Consider the following 15,990-nt stretch of genomic DNA (forward strand, 5'->3'; position numbering starts at 1 on the left):
GATCAGGAAAATTTGTTTAGTACATGGTTTTATAAACAGGTTAAGATAGTGTCATCACAGAAGAGAACAACAAACGATGTCGCTTGATCCTATTTGGCAACAACAACTTACTTTAGTTACTTATGGCAATGAATATTTACGCCACAACCTAAGTTTCCAACGTTGGTTAGAACATGCCATTTTTGACCGACATTGCTTTCAGTTTCGTGATCTGAATAGCCAACATTTACTGGCTCAGCATTTTCAGGTCTGGCTTGAAGCCTTAAAAAAACAAGGGGTCAAACAGCTCAGTCTGCATAGTTCAACATTGCTAGCAGACGAAAAGAACCCTAACCCAAATGTTGAACTCCTTGCGACCCCACATATTATTGTGAGCCATCAAGCACAACAAAAAACAGCTTGGATTTTTGGTAAAGAACTGGCTGAATGGTACAGCGCTGAACACGATTTTATAACTCCAAAAACGCAACAAAGCTCAATCCGTAGCGAAAATTTATGGCGTTTTGAACTGAATCACAAGCTCAGCAAACGTATTGAATCGGATTTACAAACGCCGAAATGGGATGAAATCGAAAACTTTACCGAACAAGAACTATTTAGTGCGTCATTTTCACAAGGTTTAGTAGAACCCGAGACACTAGACTTACCGTACTATGGACAACAAGAGGCCACAGATGAAGCCCACCGTCTCGCTCTTTTACCAACAGACTATACTGCCGATTATGCACATCAAACTCTGTATCGCTTAGATGCGTTATCAGCATTGATCCAGACTAAGATTCAACATCCTTACAATGCAGAAGGCCAAGTGCTCACGCCAGATGAGCAATTGAACCTACGTCATTTTGAGCAAAAGATTGATGATTTAAGTACCAAGTTTATCGTGAAAGTGGCCAATCACTATCAAACCGCGCAGCTCACACCCAAAGACACAACTACACCACTTGATGCTCGCAATCATTCAACACCTAAATTAAGTGCGATAGAGACCAAGCCTCATGAAACACACCACAAATCGGGGAAAACCGGGGTATTTGCTTTAATCATAATTACGATTTTGATCTGTGTAGTTGGCTATTATTTTGGCTTATAAGCTATTAGAGATATATCAAAGCGCTCCTCTCAAAAAGCGCTTTTTTATGGTCTCAATTTCTTCAGGCGGTAATTAGAAGATTGAAGGGCCGGATTTTGATTTGTACCTTATGCTGATTGGCATGTTGATTAATATAATGATTAACCGAAACCACCTCACCCTCTAGCTCCGCATCAGGTCCATACATAATTTTGACTGACTCACCTTTTCTGGGAATCATTTGTAATTCCACCGTGATACTTCCCTGTCCCATCCCAGTAATTTCTGCAAGCATATCCTGCTCCTTTTCTTTTTAATCTTTTTATTTATTAGGCATCGGCCACCTTTGAGATTAAAGCAGATTTATGTAACTAAAGCTTAAAGGTTCATATTGATCACTGAGTATGCACTGATATTTTTTATTTAAACGCTAAGCTTTTCAACAGCCAACTGATCTAAAAAATGACTCACCTGTTTTGGTGTCTTTAAATGAATCCACTGTATATGTTGATATTCAGGCATCTGCATCATTTTTAAGTATTTCTGTCGGTTTTTAGCATGCGTTTTGATCATCCACCAAATAATCGAATCCCGACCAAACATCCGTAGTAAGCTTTCCCGATTATTCGAGTTTTCCCATAAATCCTGTTGCGCCCATGCCCGCTGAACCGCATGCTTCACAGAACGGTAAAGGTTGATTGGAAACGGTAAGTCCAACCAAATGACAGTATCAATTTCCGCCCATTTCACAGGAATGGCGCGAGTATAGTTACCATCGATCACATAGCCCTGTGTCGCCTTCTGTACTTCTGCCTCAATCTTAGCAAAGAACACCTCATCGGGACATTCTTGCCAGTCATCCAGCCAAAATAGATTATCCAACTCGATATAATGCAAATCTAACTTTTCGGCCAAAGCTCTGGAAAATGTAGATTTTCCTGTAGCAGAAGTTCCTACGACATTAATTTTTTTCATAACCATCTACCCAAGACTCGAAAAGAGTTAAAAACTATATCTAGAAGTTTCAATACCTAAAACATTATTAGCAATAAAATTACAATTAAAGTAATAGCCTAAAAACTTAAACACCGATATTCTCTGCACCGACAAAACAATAATTTTTAGTATTTATTCAATTAGTAAAATATAGTTATCGGAATTAAAAAGTGTATCTAAATAGAGCTTATCGCCAAATTGCTTTTGTAAGCTATGGAAATGAATATTTAAATGGTGCCGTTGATACAGAGATCCTAGATAGACATCCATTATTATTCAACCATTTTCCAATATTACGTGATACTAAATACGGTACGCTTTTATGCGGTTCTGCTTCACATCTATTGGGTCGCCTACAAGAATCCGGAGCCATAAAACTGAGTTTACATGTTGCTCAAGACTTGCATATGGAACTCAATGACTCTTCAATTTTTTATTTTTCAACCGATAAAGAAAGTTTTTGTATTGTTGTGCATTATCCTCATAATGAATATAAAGTTTTAATCCTTAGCGATGAAAAACCAACATGGCAAAGTTTTGATGAATATGGAAACAAAGATTTTTATGATTATTCCAATTATTACCAAAATGTAGAGGCATACACGTTACACCACCCATCCCCTCAAGCAATTTCTACTATAGAACAAGACTTAAAGCCAATCAATTGGGATACTTTTTTTAAAGACACAGAAGCACGTCTTTATTTTAATGATATGGCAAAACAATATGGCAGTTATCCAATTCCATTAGATATCAATAATTGCTATGTCGGCGATTTATTCAATGATTCTATAAAAGAGCAGTATCCGATATTTCCATTCACTATTCGAAAAAATTACGCTTCGAATTTGATAGAAAATACAGCTTTATTAGAACAGCAATATTCCGCTGCATCACATTCAAAAAATGAATATTCCGATTATGTTCAAATGAATAGTAACGAAAAAGATACTTTTTCAGCAGCCTATAATCAACTGACCCTACTCCGCCCACTAATCTTTAAACACTGTGCAAATCAATATCAGTTTTCAGACATTAAAAATTGCAATTACTTGTCCAATATTCCCGAAACAACAAAAGATTCTTCTTTTTCTATTGAAAAAAACACCGTTCAAATTCCGACATCTAATGATGTAGTAGAAAATACCGCGCACCTAAAAGACATAGAACATCAAGTAGAAACAAAGAGCGTAGCTGTAAGCTCTTTTAATTTATTCAAAATCATGAAATTTTTATGGTACATCATTTGGTGTTACTGTGCATTGTGGACTTTGGCATTCTATTCCGTATCGTGGGGAAATACTTTTATACTAACGATTGCATTTTTATATGCACTTTATAAAAGCATCATCCATTCAAAACAATAAAAAAGACCGCTAAAAAGCGGTCTTTCTTTAAGTCTTAAAGACTTATGCAGCTAATGCATCTTTAGCTTTAGAAGCTAAAGCAGCAAATGCAACTGCGTCATGCATAGCGATGTCAGCAAGTACGCGACGGTCGATAATCACTTGAGCTTTTTTCAAGCCAGCGATCATACGGCTGTACGATAAACCATTTAGACGAGCACCAGCATTAATACGCGCAATCCATAGAGCACGGAATTGACGTTTTTTCTGACGACGGTCACGGTAAGCGTATTGACCCGCTTTGATTACTGCTTGGAACGCTACGCGATATACGCGTGAACGAGCGCCGTAGTAACCTTTAGCACGAGCAAGAATTTTTTTATGACGGCGATGAGCCTGTACACCACGTTTTACACGAGCCATTTATAATCTCCTTAGATGTATGGGCACATACGACGAACTGAAGCAACGTCACTCACGTGAACCATTACACAGCCGCGTAATTGACGAATACGCTTAGCAGATTTTTTGGTCAAAATGTGGCGTTTGAACGCTTGTTTACGCTTGAAACCGTTAGCAGTAGCTTTAAAACGCTTAGCTGCACCACGGCGAGTTTTCATCTTAGGCATAACAACCTCTTTTGAACACCTGTTCGGAACGTTTGCACCATTGCAAAACGACCTGCAGGTAAGGGAGCGAATATTCTAATCGAACTTTGTCTAAAACAAAAGCAAATAATCAACAATAAAAGCAAGCTTAGTTTATTTCCCGATAAGCTTTAAGCGATGAATTTATAACCAAGGTTTAGTCTAAGTCATATAATGCCTCATGCATTCCATACTGTACCCTTATGAACGCTACACAGGATGCTTTTGCCGCACTCAGATACCGAGACTTCTCTCTTGTTACACTCAATCAATTTTGTCTGACACTTGCCATTTTAATTCAGGAAATTATTGTGGCGTATTCCTTATATAAAATTACCAAAGACCCTCTCACTCTAGGCTTGATTGGTCTGGCAGAAGCAATCCCCTTTATTGCGCTCTCCTTATGGGGCGGTTATTTTGCCGATCGCTTTAATAAGCAAACCATCATGAAAATCTGCTTATTCTTTGCCATTCCTCTGCCCTTGGTTTTATGGGGGTTATTTCATGCTTATGGCTTAAAGCATATTGAACTCTCCACCCTGTCATGGGGTGTCTATGCCGTGATCTTTGGCCTAGGAACAATTCGAGGTTTCTACAATCCATCCGCAACATCACTCAAACCCTTTTTAATTCCTCGGGAAATTTATGCCAATGGTGCTACATGGACCACCATTGGTTGGCAAAGCGGGGTGATTATTGGGCCAATGCTCGGTGGATTTATGCTGGCATTTTTAGGCCGTGAAACCAGTTTAATCAGTGTAGCGGTACTGCTCAGCCTATGTTTCTTACTCGTCAATCTTTTAAGCAAACGCACTTTTCCTAAAATTGAAACGGAACGTGTACTAAAAAGTTTAGGTGAAGGCTTTCGTTTTATTGCCAAAACTAAAATTGTCCTCTGGGCCATCTCACTCGACTTAGTCTCGGTACTGTTTGGTGGTGTGATTGCTTTGCTCCCGATCTTTGCTGAAGATATTTTGAAAATTGGGCCCGAAGGATTGGGCTATTTACGGGCAGCGCCATCGATTGGTGCACTCATTACCATGATTGCGCTGACACGTTTTCCGCCCACCCGACATGCATGGCGCAATATGCTGCTTGCTGTTGCTGGTTTTGGCCTATTCACCTTATTGTTCGCTTACTCAAACTACCTCTGGTTATCTTTGTTTGCTCTTGCTATGACGGGTGCATGTGACAGTATTTCAGTGGTAATTCGTCAGACCATTTTACAAATTTATCCTCCTGAAAATATGCGAGGCCGTGTTGCAGCGGTAAATGGCATGTTTGTATCGAGTAGCAATGAACTGGGGGCATTTGAGTCAGGTCTTGCAGCAAAATATTTAGGCCCTGTGATTGCAACGGTTTTTGGCGGCAGCATGACGCTCTTGGTGGTCGCACTCAGTTGGGCTAAAACCAAAGACTTATTTGGTGTAGACATCACCCAAGCTGAGCAAAAATAGTTTTAATTTAACAATATAACTTGCGAGTCTTTCTAATTCAGGAAATACTCGCAACAATTATTTAAGTCATGCGCACTGGATGCGTTATAAAAGAAATCGACCATATGAAACCACTCTTCTTGCTCGCATTATCTACACTGCCCCTTCATCTCAGTCATGCAGCTCAGCCCCCATTAGAACTCACCATTCAAAAAAGTTCAGCTCAATCGGCGCATTTGACCACGCGTATTCAATGGCTAGATTTCCCCAAACCCCAATATAAAAATAGTGATTTAAACCAACAGAACCGTGCAGCAATTATTCGTGTGTATGCAGATGAAACAGGTGATGTAACCAAAGCGACAGTCCAAGAAACGACTGGAATCAAAGCTTTGGATGAAAAGCTGGTAAATGCCGTGCTTCAAGCTAAAGTAAAACCGTTTATGGAGGACGATACCGCTTTAGCTGTGATTGGTTATCAAGTTTTTAATTTAAACTTAACCCCAGATGATGCCGAAGCATGCAACTACACCTTTGACTCGAAGAACTGGCGTGCGCAACAACAGCAGCAAAAAGTGCCTTTTCAATATCAGGCTCAACCTAAGCTTGCGCTAGATTCAACGCAGTTAAATGATCATGACCGTCAAATTAAATTTAGCTTTAAAGCCGATAAACACGGCAACATCAAGAAGCCTAAAATTAGCAAAGGTTCAGGTATTTACGAGCTTGATCAACAAGTTTTACAAGCCGTTGCAAACAGCAAAGTCAGTGTTAAACGCACGGCAAGTACACTGTGGCTCTATAAAAAATCTAAATTTAAAGATGCGATAGAATTCGCTCTAAATGCTTGTCGTTAAAAATTTAGCATGACACGAGTTTTCACTCACTCGTGTCATCTCTATATCAACTTTAAACCCATTCAGCACATATAAGCATGTGACTAGTTGGTCTCTGAAAATAATTAGAACTGACTAAACATCCAATACACAAAAAGATAGCGTCCTATTTTTGCAATACTCACCATCACGACAAAACGAACAAAGTTTTCTTTGAGTAATCCTGCAATGAGGGTAATCGGATCACCAATAACGGGCACCCAACTGAGTAATAAAGACCAAAAACCATATTTTTGATAAATACCCTGCGCCTGCAACATCTTTTGCTCTGAGACGGGAAACCATTTTTTGTTTTTGTATTCCTCAACTTTCAAGCCGAGCCACCAATTCACACAGCTACCTAGAATATTGCCTAGACTGGCAACAGCTACCAACAACCACACTGAATACTGCATCTGAGCCAACAATCCCACCAAAACTGCCTCTGACTGTAACGGTAGCAGTGTCGCTGCCCCAAAAGCAGAAAGGAAAAGTAGTCCTAAGGCCCACATCATTTTATGATTTTAAACCCAGCTTTTTCTTGGTTGAGCTGTAAGCAAAACTTGACCAGATCAATGCCAGAATCAACAAAGACCAACGTGACCATGAATATTTATCGGCAATCGGTTCAATTGCAGCTCGAAGTACCACCTGATCTTTGGTATTCAGCAGTTCAATGATTTTTTGGATGTGTACCGCTTCAGCTACAAATAGCACCAAACATCCTGCAATCCCCACAATAATACTGAGATAGATTTTAGGATTCGCTTCAATAATGCGGGTTAAATTGAGGAAAAACTCTTTTTTCATTACGCTGATGTCCAAACAACCTTTCAACAAAAAAGCCACCCATCGGTGGCTTTAAAGAATGGCTTATACCTTGAAGGTGCTAAGCTTAACACAGTTCAAGTCAGCGCTTCTGTAACTAATTCACTTGAAGCGCCAACGCACGCTGAACTGCAGGACGCGCTTGAATACGCTCCATATAAGCCTTCACATTTGGATAGTCATTTATATCAATTTGTTGCCATTCATAACGCAAAATCCATGGGAAAATTGCCATATCCGCTATCGAATACTCGCCAGCCACATAGTTTTGACCAAAAAGCTGATTATCTAGTACAGCATACAAGCGCTTGGTTTCATTGACATAGCGTTCAGTCGCATACGCAATACGTTCGGGTGCAAATTTACTAAAGTGATGGTTCTGTCCAAGCATTGGACCAAAACCACCCATTTGCCACATCAACCACTGCTCAACTTCAACACGAGACTGTTCATCGCTTGGGTAAAACTGTGCTGTTTTACGCCCTAAATACTGCAAAATCGCCCCTGACTCAAACACAGAAATGGCTTCACCTTTAGGACCATCTTGATCCACAATCGCAGGGATTTTATTGTTGGGTGAAATGCGTAGAAAGTCGGGTTGAAACTGATCATTTTCTAAAATATTGATGGGAAAGACTTGATACTCCAAACCCATCTCTTCTAATGCAATGCTAATTTTATGTCCGTTGGGTGTTCCCCAATAGTACAAATCGATCATGTGGTTATCCTGCTACTTTTCTCGTTTTAGTTCATATTGTCGAGGTTTGATACTGTTTATAACATGATTCCAGCCTAGAAACATTAGGTTAAACTGAAATTGAAATCTTAAAATATGCATGACTAGCTTCATATAAATAGAATAATTATCAACCAAAGAGAATTTTTAAAAAAATCTTATTTTTTAATCTTGAAATTTCACAGAGCATCCAAATATTAAAAGTACAGCAAACATCCACACCGATTATTGCTGTGACAACCATGCTAATCGAGTCGCATAGGTTGCTTATTTATATCACTTTTCCTAATGATGGAGGTTTTATCAATGAGTAATTTAAGCTTAATGCCATTATTCCGTCGTAGTATCGGTTTTGACCGTTTAAACGATTTGTTTGATCATGCAATGCTCAGTGAAGCACCACATTATCCTGCGTACAATATTGAAAAAGTCGGTGATGATCACTACCGCATTGTCGTAGCTGCGACTGGTTTTAACCAAGATGAGCTCGCGATCGATTTAGAGAATCAGGTACTTAATATTTCAGGTCAACATGCTGATCAGACCAAAGACAATCATGCTGAGTTCTTGCATAAAGGCATCACACAGCGTTCATTTAAATTATCTTTACGTTTAGATGAACACATTGAAGTACAAGAGGCTAATTATGAAAATGGTTTACTCACCATCCAGCTACAACGGATTATTCCAGAAGAAAAAGCACCATGCCGAATTCCAATCAGACAGAAGAAATTAACAACTGAAAACACTGCGGCATAGTCAATCAACAAAATAAAAAAAGCACTGCATAGGCAGTGCTTTTTTTAAGATCAATGGATCATTACTTTTTCTTTTTAGGACCAAGCAACATACCCATTTGACGACCTTCCATTTTTGGTGATTGCTCAACAACACCAATTTCAGCCACATCTGCTTCAACTTTTTGAAGTTGAGCCAAACCAAGCTGTTGGTGCGCCATTTCACGACCACGGAAACGAAGAGTAATTTTTACTTTGTTGCCTTCTTCAAGGAACTTAGTGATTGCACGTAGTTTTACGTTGTAATCACCAACATCAGTACCCGGGCGGAGTTTGATTTCTTTCACCTGTACTTGATGCTGTTTTTTCTTCGCTTCTTTCTGCTTTTGCTTTAGATCAAACAAATGCTTGTTGAAGTCCATGATTTTACAAACAGGCGGTTCAGCGTTTGCTACGATCTCAACAAGATCAAGCTCAACACTTTCAGCAGCGCGTAATGCTTCTGCCAAGCTAACAATACCTTTTTGCTCACCATTTTCGTCTACAAGACGGACTTCTTTCGCACGAATTTCATCATTCAAAGCAGGACGGTTTGATTTGTTACCGCCCTGTTGATTACGGTCAGGCTGTTTAATCGCTGTTACTCCACAATGTACCGGCCGCGTTCGGCAACGGCTGCTTTTACTAGGTCAACGAAAGCGTCGATTGACATAGTACCCAAATTTGTTCCTGAGCGGGTACGCACGTTCACTGTACCTTCCTCTACCTCACGGTCCCCAAGTACCAGTAAGTAAGGAATACGCTCTAATGTACGTTCACGAATCTTAAAGCCGATTTTCTCATTTCTCAAGTCTGAAATCGCACGGAGACCGTTTTCTTTAAGTTTAGCGACGACTGACTCACATGCTTCCGCTTGTGAATCGGTAATGTTCATCACACATGCTTGGATTGGTGTTAACCAAGGTGGCATAAAGCCCGCATAGTGTTCGATTAGTATACCAATAAAACGTTCAAAACTGCCAAGAATTGCACGGTGCAACATAACAGGTTGATCACGATCATTGTCTTCAGTGACATATGACGCATCTAAACGTTCTGGCAAATTGAAGTCACATTGGATTGTACCACATTGCCATACACGGCCTAAGCAGTCTTTCAGTGAGAATTCAATTTTCGGACCATAGAATGCGCCTTCACCCGGTTGAAGTTCCCACTCCAAACCAGCAGCATCTAAAGCATCTGCTAAAGATTTTTCAGCCATATCCCAAAGTGCATCATCACCCACACGTTTTTCTGGACGTGTAGACAACTTCATTTGTACGTCTTCGAAACCGAAGTCTTTATACACATCTAAAGTCAGTTGAATGAAGTCAGCCACTTCTTGACCAATTTGCTCTTTGGTACAGAAAATGTGTGCATCATCTTGCGTAAAGCCACGCACACGCATAATGCCGTGCAATGAACCCGATGGTTCGTTACGGTGACATGAACCAAACTCAGCCAAACGAATTGGCAAATCACGGTATGATTTTAAACCTTGATTGAACACTTGTACGTGACAAGGACAGTTCATCGGCTTAATTGCATAGTTACGGCTTTCTGAATGCGTCGTAAACATGCCATCTGCATAGTTTGCAGCATGGCCTGATTTTTCCCAAAGCGTGAAATCAACCACTTGTGGGGTACGAATTTCAAGGTAACCATTATCTTGTTGTACTTTACGCATGTATTGTTCAAGTACTTGATAAATGGTCCAACCGTTTGGATGCCAGAACACCATACCTGGTGCTTCTTCTTGCATATGGAACAGGTCTAAAGCTTTACCAATTTTACGATGGTCACGCTTTTCAGCTTCTTCAATACGTTTAATATATGCAGCTAACTGTTTTTTATCAGCCCAAGCAGTACCATAAATACGTTGTAACTGTTCATTCTTCGCATCGCCACGCCAATAAGCACCTGACATTTTAGTCAACTTGAATGCTTTTAAAAATTTAGTATTTGGCACGTGTGGACCACGGCACATATCCAAATAATCTTGATGATAGTACAAGCCCATTTCTGTTTCTTCAGGCATGTCTGCAATCAAGCGTAATTTATAATCTTCACCACGCGCTGTGAATTCTGCAATCACCTCATCACGTGGTGTCATTTTTTTGATGACATCATAGTCTTGATCGATGAGCTTTTTCATGCGCTCTTCAATGGCTAACATGTCTTCTGGTGTAAATGGCTTTGCACTAAAAATATCGTAATAAAAGCCATCTTCAATGACAGGACCAATCACCATTTTCGCTTCAGGGAACAATTGCTTAACCGCATGTCCCACCAAGTGAGCGCAAGAGTGACGAATGATTTCGACACCTTCTTCGTCTTTAGGCGTAATAATTTGAAGGCTGGCATCCGTGGTAATCAAATCAGATGCATCGACTAAACGACCATCGACTTTTCCTGCAACTGTATTTTTCGCAAGACCTGGACCGATGCTCAGTGCAACGTCCATCACAGATACAGCTTGATCAAATTGTTTTTGATCGCCATTTGGCAAAGTGATAATTGGCATAAAAAATCCTTAAGGAGTGATGCCCCGTACCATGGAGCATGTCACCGCGAGATTATGATCGAGGTAAAACCTCAAAAGATAAAAACGGTGGATAAATAAAATCAGTCGAATTTTACACGTGTTATCCACAGGATTAAACCTTTTCCCCTAGAAAATTCACGTTTCAGCCCATTTTGAATTCATTTGCCAATCCATCAGCCTCCCTAGAATGAGGGAATTGATGTGCCGCAATCCTCATCGCTACATTTTAGAATGACTTTATCGGTCACTTTTTATTGAACAATGCTGCAACACAAGCATATACATATTGCTCACAAAACAAGCTAGAATCGACCTAAAAGCGCTTATATCGCACAGAATCCATAGATTCAGTTTAGATAAACTAAACAAAAAAGTTCAATAAATTCATCTAAAAAGCGCAACTCGACTAAAGCATAAATGCAAGATGGCTGAAAAATGCATATCTTTTAAGCAATGGAAAAATAATACTGAATTTGGAGTGATAAACATGGTCAGCGCTTATGACGAACTACCAAGAACCCCCGCAAACTTTGTGGCTTTGTCACCGCTGCGTTATTTAGAACGAGCTGCCTATATTTATCCCCATCAAGATGCCATCATTCATGGACACCGTCATATTTCATGGCGTGAAACTTATCAACGTTGTCGCCAATTTGCTTCTCAGCTGCAAAAACTAGGGATCACTAAGAATGATACCGTCTCGGTACTATTGCCCAACATCCCTGCAATGATTGAGGCACATTTTGCAGTACCCATGACAGGTGCGGTACTAAATACGCTGAATACACGTTTAGATGCCAAAACCATTGCATTCATGTTGGAACATGCCGAAACTAAAGTCCTTTTGGTCGATCCTGAGTTTGCATCGGTTGCACAAGAGGCTTTGGCTTTGGTCAAGCGCGACATTTTTGTGATTGATGTAGATGATGCTGAGTACGAAAACTGTTTTGCGGCTCCCATTGGTCAAATCGAGTATGAAGACTGGTTAACCGAAGGCGATGAAAACTTTGAGTGGCATTTACCTCAAGATGAATGGGATGCCATTAGCCTAAATTACACCTCGGGAACGACAGGTAACCCGAAAGGGGTGGTCTATCATCACCGTGGCGCTTATATCAATGCAGCCAGTAATATTATTGCTTGTGGCATGACACCACGTGCGACCTACTTGTGGACCCTCCCCCTGTTTCACTGCAACGGTTGGTGCTTTGCATGGACTATGGCAGCCAATGGTGGCACCAACATCTGTTTACGTAAAATTGACCCTGAACTCATTTTTAAACTCATCGCTGAACACAAAGTTGATTATTTCTGCGGTGCGCCGATTGTGTTATCAATGCTGATCAATACTCCAGAAGAGCAACGGGTTCACTTTGAGCACCGTGTCGAAGTGATGGTGGCAGGTGCTGCGCCTCCTGCTGCAATCATTGAAGGCATGCGTAATATTGGCATCAATGTCACCCATGTCTACGGTCTCACTGAAACCTATGGTCCTTCTGCGCTTTGTGCCTCTCAAGCAGGTTGGTCAGACTTATCGATTCAAGAACAAGCGCAGCTGCACTCACGCCAAGGTGTACCGTACCCACTGCAAGATGGCATGAAAGTCCTTGATCCAGATACCATGCAACCTGTACCGCATGATGGTCAAACCATGGGTGAAATTATGTTCCGTGGCAACATTGTGATGAAAGGCTACCTCAAAAACCCTGAGGCGACCGCAGAAGCGTTCGCTGGTGGTTGGTTTCATACAGGCGATCTTGCAGTCTGCCAACCCGATGGCTATGCCAAAATTACTGACCGCTCTAAAGATGTGATCATTTCTGGAGGCGAGAATATTTCATCACTAGAAGTTGAAGAAATTCTCTATCAACATCCTGCTATTTTAACGGCTGCGGTGGTCGCGAAACCCGATCCTCGTTGGCAAGAAGTGCCCTGTGCATTTATTGAACTCAAAGCAGGTAAAGAAACCACACCTGAGGAAATCATTGAATTCTGTAAGCAACATCTGGCACGTTTTAAAGTCCCGAAAGATGTAGTGATTACAGAAATTCCAAAAACGTCGACAGGCAAGTTACAAAAATTTGTTCTACGCGATTGGGCCAAAGAGCGTGCAACGGGCGAGTTTAGCTAAACATTCAGCAGTCTATACAAGCAAATACTCTCAAATAAAAAAGCGACCTTGAAGGTCGCTTTTTTTATGTCTAAATGACTTAATTATCTGAAATTAAAGCCACTTGCTGAATGTAGTTAAACAACTTCAAACGCGAAGCTTTAAGTTGTTCTTCATCAGCCTGCTGTTTCATATCACGGTGAATACGCAATACATGCTGACGAATGGTATGACGTTCCGCGGCATTATAGGTTTTGGAAAACTCATTAATGACCACATCACCATCTTTGATCATACGATCAACCCAACGCTGCAATTGAGCGGTTTTTTTCGCGCCTTGTTGCGGTGTCAAATAAGACAAAATCACCGTTTCATCTTCATTACGCAACAACTTCCCAATGCGTAAAAATTGGCGACGACGAGCTTCATTTGATGTAATCAGTTTCACATCCAAAAGGGCTTCAATCAAACGCTCTTCAACAGGTAAGTTTTGAATTTGTTTAGTGTTCAACTCTGCAAGTTGAGAACCCAAAGATGCCATACGTTGTACGGCTTTTTTCTGTTCAGTTTTACTTGCACGTCCTTCTAAAGATTCAAAGTCCTCTTCAGTAAAACTATGCGGTCGACGTGCCACGATTAATCTGCCTCGTAAAATTTTGCTGCAAATAGTGCCTGAATCTCAGATAAAGCTTGTTCTTCATCTGCGCCTTCAAGCACCAAGCGTAAAGTGGTGCCCTTTCCTGCGCCTAGCATCAGGAGGGACATAATATTTTTGGCATCCACCAATTTGTCTCCTTTTCCAATTTGGATTGAAGAACGGAATTTGGTGGTCACTTCAATGAGCTTGCCAGATGCACGCGCATGTAACCCTAGTTTATTAATTACGTCAACAGTTGTGTCAATCATGCCCAGTGCTTCATTTCTCGATGGAGGACCTGAATAGACCATTTTGCCTCAAGGGCTTTTTTTAGTCTATCCACAATATATACAGAGCGATGCTGCCCACCCGTACAACCAATTGACACGGTCATATAGTGACGATGCCCTTCAGCAAAAGCTGGTAACCATTTATCTAAAAACTTATAAATATCTTCGAACATTTCGTGCGTTTGCTCACTTTGTTCCAAAAATTTTTGCACAGGGGCATCTAGTCCTGAATACTTCCGCAGTTCTAAATCCCAATGGGGATTGGGTAAATGTCGAACATCAAACACATAGTCAGCATCCAACGGAATACCGTGTTTAAAGCCAAAAGACTGCAAAATCAAAATCAGGTTATCCGACTGCCCCAACTTTGACAGCAAGGTATGCTTTAAGTCGTGCACACTTTTATCGGTGGTATCAATATGCACAGTTGAGCGCAAATTAATCGGCAATAAAAGGGTTTTCTCTTCTTGAATGCACTGATTCAAACTTTGAAAGCGTGTCGCCAACGGATGCGGACGACGTGAAGCACTAAAGCGCGCAATCAGCTCTTGGTCACGCGTGGTCAAATAAATAATATCGACCGTACCATGCCTTTGCAATTGTTCAAACACCAAGTCGAATTCTTGCAAATCTGCACGTGTACTGCGTACATCCACACCAAGCGCCAACTGCTCAAGATTATTTTCCCGATCCAGTTTAGCCACAATCTCTGGGAGTAAGGCCAAAGGCAAATTATCAATACAGTAATAACCAAGGTCTTCCAATACTTGTAATGCAGAGGATTTACCCGAACCAGACTGTCCTGTAACAATTAAAATGCGCTTCATCTTAATCCTTTGAGAGGTGAGCTTGCCTAAATATGTTTCACTTTCAAGTTATCAATTAAACGAGTTGCCCCGAGTTTTGCCGCAACAAAAAGTACCACATCTTGGTCAAACGCATCCAATTTCTGCAATGCAGGTGTGCGTGCTTCCACATAATCCACAACAAAACCAGCCTGTGTCAATGTCGCCTTTATATTTGCTAACACATCAGCTAAAGCGGTACCGGCTTGTAGTGACTGTTCTGCCGCTTTTAAACTTTGATAAATGATCGGTGCTTTTTGACGGTTTTCTTCGCTTAAATAACCATTACGGGAACTTAAAGCCAAACCATCTTCTGCACGTGCAATTGCCACACCCATCACTTCAAGTGGCATATTCAAATCATGAACAAACTGACGAATCACAGCCAACTGTTGATAGTCTTTTTCACCAAAGAAAGCAAAATTAGGTTGCACAATATTGAACAGTTTCGTCACCACAACGGCAACACCATCAAAATGACCTGGACGTTGTAGACCACACAAATCATTGGTGATATCTGAAACAGTAATATTGGTCAAACGTGGACTGTTGCCATACATTTGCTCAACCGATGGTGCAAACACGATGTCACAACCAACCTCGGCCAACAAGCGCTGATCTTGTTCCAAAGTGCGTGGGTAACTGTCAAAATCTTCATTGGGTCCAAATTGAATAGGATTCACAAAAATGCTGACTACAACCACATCACAGAGTTTTTTCGCTTCGCGCACAAGGTTCAAATGCCCCTGATGCAAGTTGCCCATGGTCGGGACGAAACCAATACTTTTTCGAGCCGTTCGCGCAGGATTCAATGATGCTGATAGGCCTTGGATGGTGGTTTCAGTTTTCAT

Annotated in this window: 19 protein-coding genes; 6 read left to right on the forward strand and 13 right to left on the reverse strand. The window is 40.8% G+C overall.

The window, feature by feature from the left end; all coding sequences use genetic code 11:
• Positions 1 to 76 precede the first annotated feature (76 nt).
• The gene (locus tag AC5EUN_RS13605) at positions 77 to 1,093 is read left to right on the forward strand and encodes a hypothetical protein (RefSeq protein WP_493352381.1); all 1,017 of its coding nucleotides are present in this window, start codon (positions 77 to 79) and stop codon (positions 1,091 to 1,093) included.
• Between the two features lie 61 nt (positions 1,094 to 1,154).
• Here AC5EUN_RS13605 and AC5EUN_RS13610 read toward each other — a convergent pair whose 3' ends face one another.
• Together AC5EUN_RS13610 and AC5EUN_RS13615 are read right to left on the reverse strand one after the other, a co-directional pair.
• The gene (locus AC5EUN_RS13610; protein WP_004692273.1) at positions 1,155 to 1,367 is read right to left on the reverse strand and encodes a KOW domain-containing RNA-binding protein; all 213 of its coding nucleotides are present in this window, start codon (positions 1,365 to 1,367) and stop codon (positions 1,155 to 1,157) included.
• A 128-nt stretch (positions 1,368 to 1,495) separates the two neighbouring features.
• Complete coding sequence (locus AC5EUN_RS13615) at positions 1,496 to 2,047, reverse strand: P-loop NTPase family protein (protein WP_159153650.1); 552 nt, start codon at positions 2,045 to 2,047, stop codon at positions 1,496 to 1,498.
• A gap of 191 nt (positions 2,048 to 2,238) precedes the next feature.
• On the opposite strand from AC5EUN_RS13615, the gene AC5EUN_RS13620 reads away from it, so the two are divergent.
• Entirely contained in the window at positions 2,239 to 3,435 is a 1,197-nt protein-coding gene (locus AC5EUN_RS13620; protein ID WP_159153649.1) for a hypothetical protein, read from the forward strand.
• A gap of 42 nt (positions 3,436 to 3,477) precedes the next feature.
• On the opposite strand, the gene rplT is transcribed toward AC5EUN_RS13620, so the two are convergent.
• Positions 3,478 to 3,837 (reverse strand): 50S ribosomal protein L20, encoded by a 360-nt coding sequence (rplT, locus tag AC5EUN_RS13625; RefSeq protein WP_004692276.1) that lies wholly within the window; start codon positions 3,835 to 3,837, stop codon positions 3,478 to 3,480.
• 11 nt (positions 3,838 to 3,848) lie between these two features.
• The gene (rpmI, locus tag AC5EUN_RS13630) at positions 3,849 to 4,043 is read right to left on the reverse strand and encodes a 50S ribosomal protein L35 (protein WP_004278281.1); all 195 of its coding nucleotides are present in this window, start codon (positions 4,041 to 4,043) and stop codon (positions 3,849 to 3,851) included.
• Positions 4,044 to 4,264: 221 nt separating this feature from the next.
• On the opposite strand from rpmI, the gene AC5EUN_RS13635 reads away from it, so the two are divergent.
• Together AC5EUN_RS13635 and AC5EUN_RS13640 are read left to right on the forward strand one after the other, a co-directional pair.
• Complete coding sequence (locus AC5EUN_RS13635) at positions 4,265 to 5,518, forward strand: MFS transporter (RefSeq protein WP_279742585.1); 1,254 nt, start codon at positions 4,265 to 4,267, stop codon at positions 5,516 to 5,518.
• A gap of 104 nt (positions 5,519 to 5,622) precedes the next feature.
• A complete protein-coding gene (locus AC5EUN_RS13640) occupies positions 5,623 to 6,354 on the forward strand; it encodes a TonB C-terminal domain-containing protein (RefSeq protein ID WP_159153647.1) in 732 nt (243 codons plus the stop codon).
• A 104-nt stretch (positions 6,355 to 6,458) separates the two neighbouring features.
• Here the strand turns inward: AC5EUN_RS13640 and AC5EUN_RS13645 are convergent, their stop codons facing one another.
• The 3 genes from AC5EUN_RS13645 to AC5EUN_RS13655 all read right to left on the reverse strand — a co-directional run bounded on the left by AC5EUN_RS13645 (position 6,459) and on the right by AC5EUN_RS13655 (position 7,918).
• Positions 6,459 to 6,887, reverse strand: a complete 429-nt coding sequence (locus AC5EUN_RS13645) for a YqaA family protein (RefSeq protein WP_159153646.1) — start codon at positions 6,885 to 6,887, stop codon at positions 6,459 to 6,461.
• 1 nt (position 6,888) lies between these two features.
• Complete coding sequence (locus tag AC5EUN_RS13650; RefSeq protein ID WP_114836810.1) at positions 6,889 to 7,182, reverse strand: hypothetical protein; 294 nt, start codon at positions 7,180 to 7,182, stop codon at positions 6,889 to 6,891.
• Between the two features lie 115 nt (positions 7,183 to 7,297).
• Complete coding sequence (locus tag AC5EUN_RS13655) at positions 7,298 to 7,918, reverse strand: glutathione S-transferase family protein (RefSeq protein WP_159153645.1); 621 nt, start codon at positions 7,916 to 7,918, stop codon at positions 7,298 to 7,300.
• 324 nt (positions 7,919 to 8,242) lie between these two features.
• On the opposite strand from AC5EUN_RS13655, the gene AC5EUN_RS13660 reads away from it, so the two are divergent.
• A complete protein-coding gene (locus AC5EUN_RS13660; RefSeq protein ID WP_159153644.1) occupies positions 8,243 to 8,695 on the forward strand; it encodes an Hsp20 family protein in 453 nt (150 codons plus the stop codon).
• A 61-nt stretch (positions 8,696 to 8,756) separates the two neighbouring features.
• On the opposite strand, the gene infC is transcribed toward AC5EUN_RS13660, so the two are convergent.
• Together infC and thrS are read right to left on the reverse strand one after the other, a co-directional pair.
• Complete coding sequence (gene infC / locus AC5EUN_RS13665) at positions 8,757 to 9,308, reverse strand: translation initiation factor IF-3 (protein ID WP_050796974.1); 552 nt, start codon at positions 9,306 to 9,308, stop codon at positions 8,757 to 8,759.
• Positions 9,309 to 9,313: 5 nt separating this feature from the next.
• Positions 9,314 to 11,236 carry a threonine--tRNA ligase gene (thrS, locus tag AC5EUN_RS13670; RefSeq protein WP_005400751.1) on the reverse strand — a complete coding sequence of 641 codons (1,923 nt, stop codon included), beginning with the start codon at positions 11,234 to 11,236 and terminating at the stop codon, positions 9,314 to 9,316.
• Between the two features lie 508 nt (positions 11,237 to 11,744).
• Between thrS and AC5EUN_RS13675 the strand changes: the two genes are divergently transcribed.
• Positions 11,745 to 13,388, forward strand: a complete 1,644-nt coding sequence (locus AC5EUN_RS13675) for an acyl-CoA synthetase (protein ID WP_148826699.1) — start codon at positions 11,745 to 11,747, stop codon at positions 13,386 to 13,388.
• Between the two features lie 79 nt (positions 13,389 to 13,467).
• Here AC5EUN_RS13675 and yjgA read toward each other — a convergent pair whose 3' ends face one another.
• From yjgA to panC, 4 genes are read right to left on the reverse strand one after another with little or no spacing between them, the layout of a single operon-like run.
• A complete protein-coding gene (gene yjgA / locus AC5EUN_RS13680; protein WP_005400753.1) occupies positions 13,468 to 14,001 on the reverse strand; it encodes a ribosome biogenesis factor YjgA in 534 nt (177 codons plus the stop codon).
• Positions 14,002 to 14,003: 2 nt separating this feature from the next.
• The gene (locus AC5EUN_RS13685; protein ID WP_010325935.1) at positions 14,004 to 14,273 is read right to left on the reverse strand and encodes an HPr family phosphocarrier protein; all 270 of its coding nucleotides are present in this window, start codon (positions 14,271 to 14,273) and stop codon (positions 14,004 to 14,006) included.
• Positions 14,270 to 15,121: an RNase adapter RapZ gene (gene rapZ, locus AC5EUN_RS13690; protein WP_159153643.1), complete on the reverse strand. Its 852-nt coding sequence runs from the start codon at positions 15,119 to 15,121 to the stop codon at positions 14,270 to 14,272. Before rapZ ends, AC5EUN_RS13685 begins: the two co-directional genes overlap by 4 nt.
• Before the next feature lie 26 nt (positions 15,122 to 15,147).
• Positions 15,148 to 15,990, reverse strand: a complete 843-nt coding sequence (panC, locus tag AC5EUN_RS13695) for a pantoate--beta-alanine ligase (protein ID WP_159153642.1) — start codon at positions 15,988 to 15,990, stop codon at positions 15,148 to 15,150.

This window comes from Acinetobacter sp. CAU_H_S170_2 (genome assembly GCF_058890445.1).

Excerpts from the sequence above, each read along its gene's own strand:
- rpmI (WP_004278281.1), bottom strand. The coding sequence starts at position 4,043 with ATGCCTAAGATGAAAACTCGCCGTGGTGCAGCTAAGCGTTTTAAAGCT.
- AC5EUN_RS13675 (WP_148826699.1), top strand. The coding sequence starts at position 11,745 with ATGGTCAGCGCTTATGACGAACTACCAAGAACCCCCGCAAACTTTGTG.
- thrS (WP_005400751.1), bottom strand. The coding sequence starts at position 11,236 with ATGCCAATTATCACTTTGCCAAATGGCGATCAAAAACAATTTGATCAA.
- rplT (WP_004692276.1), bottom strand. The coding sequence starts at position 3,837 with ATGGCTCGTGTAAAACGTGGTGTACAGGCTCATCGCCGTCATAAAAAA.
- AC5EUN_RS13615 (WP_159153650.1), bottom strand. The coding sequence starts at position 2,047 with ATGAAAAAAATTAATGTCGTAGGAACTTCTGCTACAGGAAAATCTACA.
- panC (WP_159153642.1), bottom strand. The coding sequence starts at position 15,990 with ATGAAAACTGAAACCACCATCCAAGGCCTATCAGCATCATTGAATCCT.
- AC5EUN_RS13605 (WP_493352381.1), top strand. The coding sequence starts at position 77 with ATGTCGCTTGATCCTATTTGGCAACAACAACTTACTTTAGTTACTTAT.
- AC5EUN_RS13655 (WP_159153645.1), bottom strand. The coding sequence starts at position 7,918 with ATGATCGATTTGTACTATTGGGGAACACCCAACGGACATAAAATTAGC.
- AC5EUN_RS13635 (WP_279742585.1), top strand. The coding sequence starts at position 4,265 with ATGAACGCTACACAGGATGCTTTTGCCGCACTCAGATACCGAGACTTC.
- AC5EUN_RS13650 (WP_114836810.1), bottom strand. The coding sequence starts at position 7,182 with ATGAAAAAAGAGTTTTTCCTCAATTTAACCCGCATTATTGAAGCGAAT.
- AC5EUN_RS13640 (WP_159153647.1), top strand. The coding sequence starts at position 5,623 with ATGAAACCACTCTTCTTGCTCGCATTATCTACACTGCCCCTTCATCTC.
- rapZ (WP_159153643.1), bottom strand. The coding sequence starts at position 15,121 with ATGAAGCGCATTTTAATTGTTACAGGACAGTCTGGTTCGGGTAAATCC.
- AC5EUN_RS13660 (WP_159153644.1), top strand. The coding sequence starts at position 8,243 with ATGAGTAATTTAAGCTTAATGCCATTATTCCGTCGTAGTATCGGTTTT.
- AC5EUN_RS13685 (WP_010325935.1), bottom strand. The coding sequence starts at position 14,273 with ATGATTGACACAACTGTTGACGTAATTAATAAACTAGGGTTACATGCG.
- AC5EUN_RS13610 (WP_004692273.1), bottom strand. The coding sequence starts at position 1,367 with ATGCTTGCAGAAATTACTGGGATGGGACAGGGAAGTATCACGGTGGAA.
- AC5EUN_RS13645 (WP_159153646.1), bottom strand. The coding sequence starts at position 6,887 with ATGATGTGGGCCTTAGGACTACTTTTCCTTTCTGCTTTTGGGGCAGCG.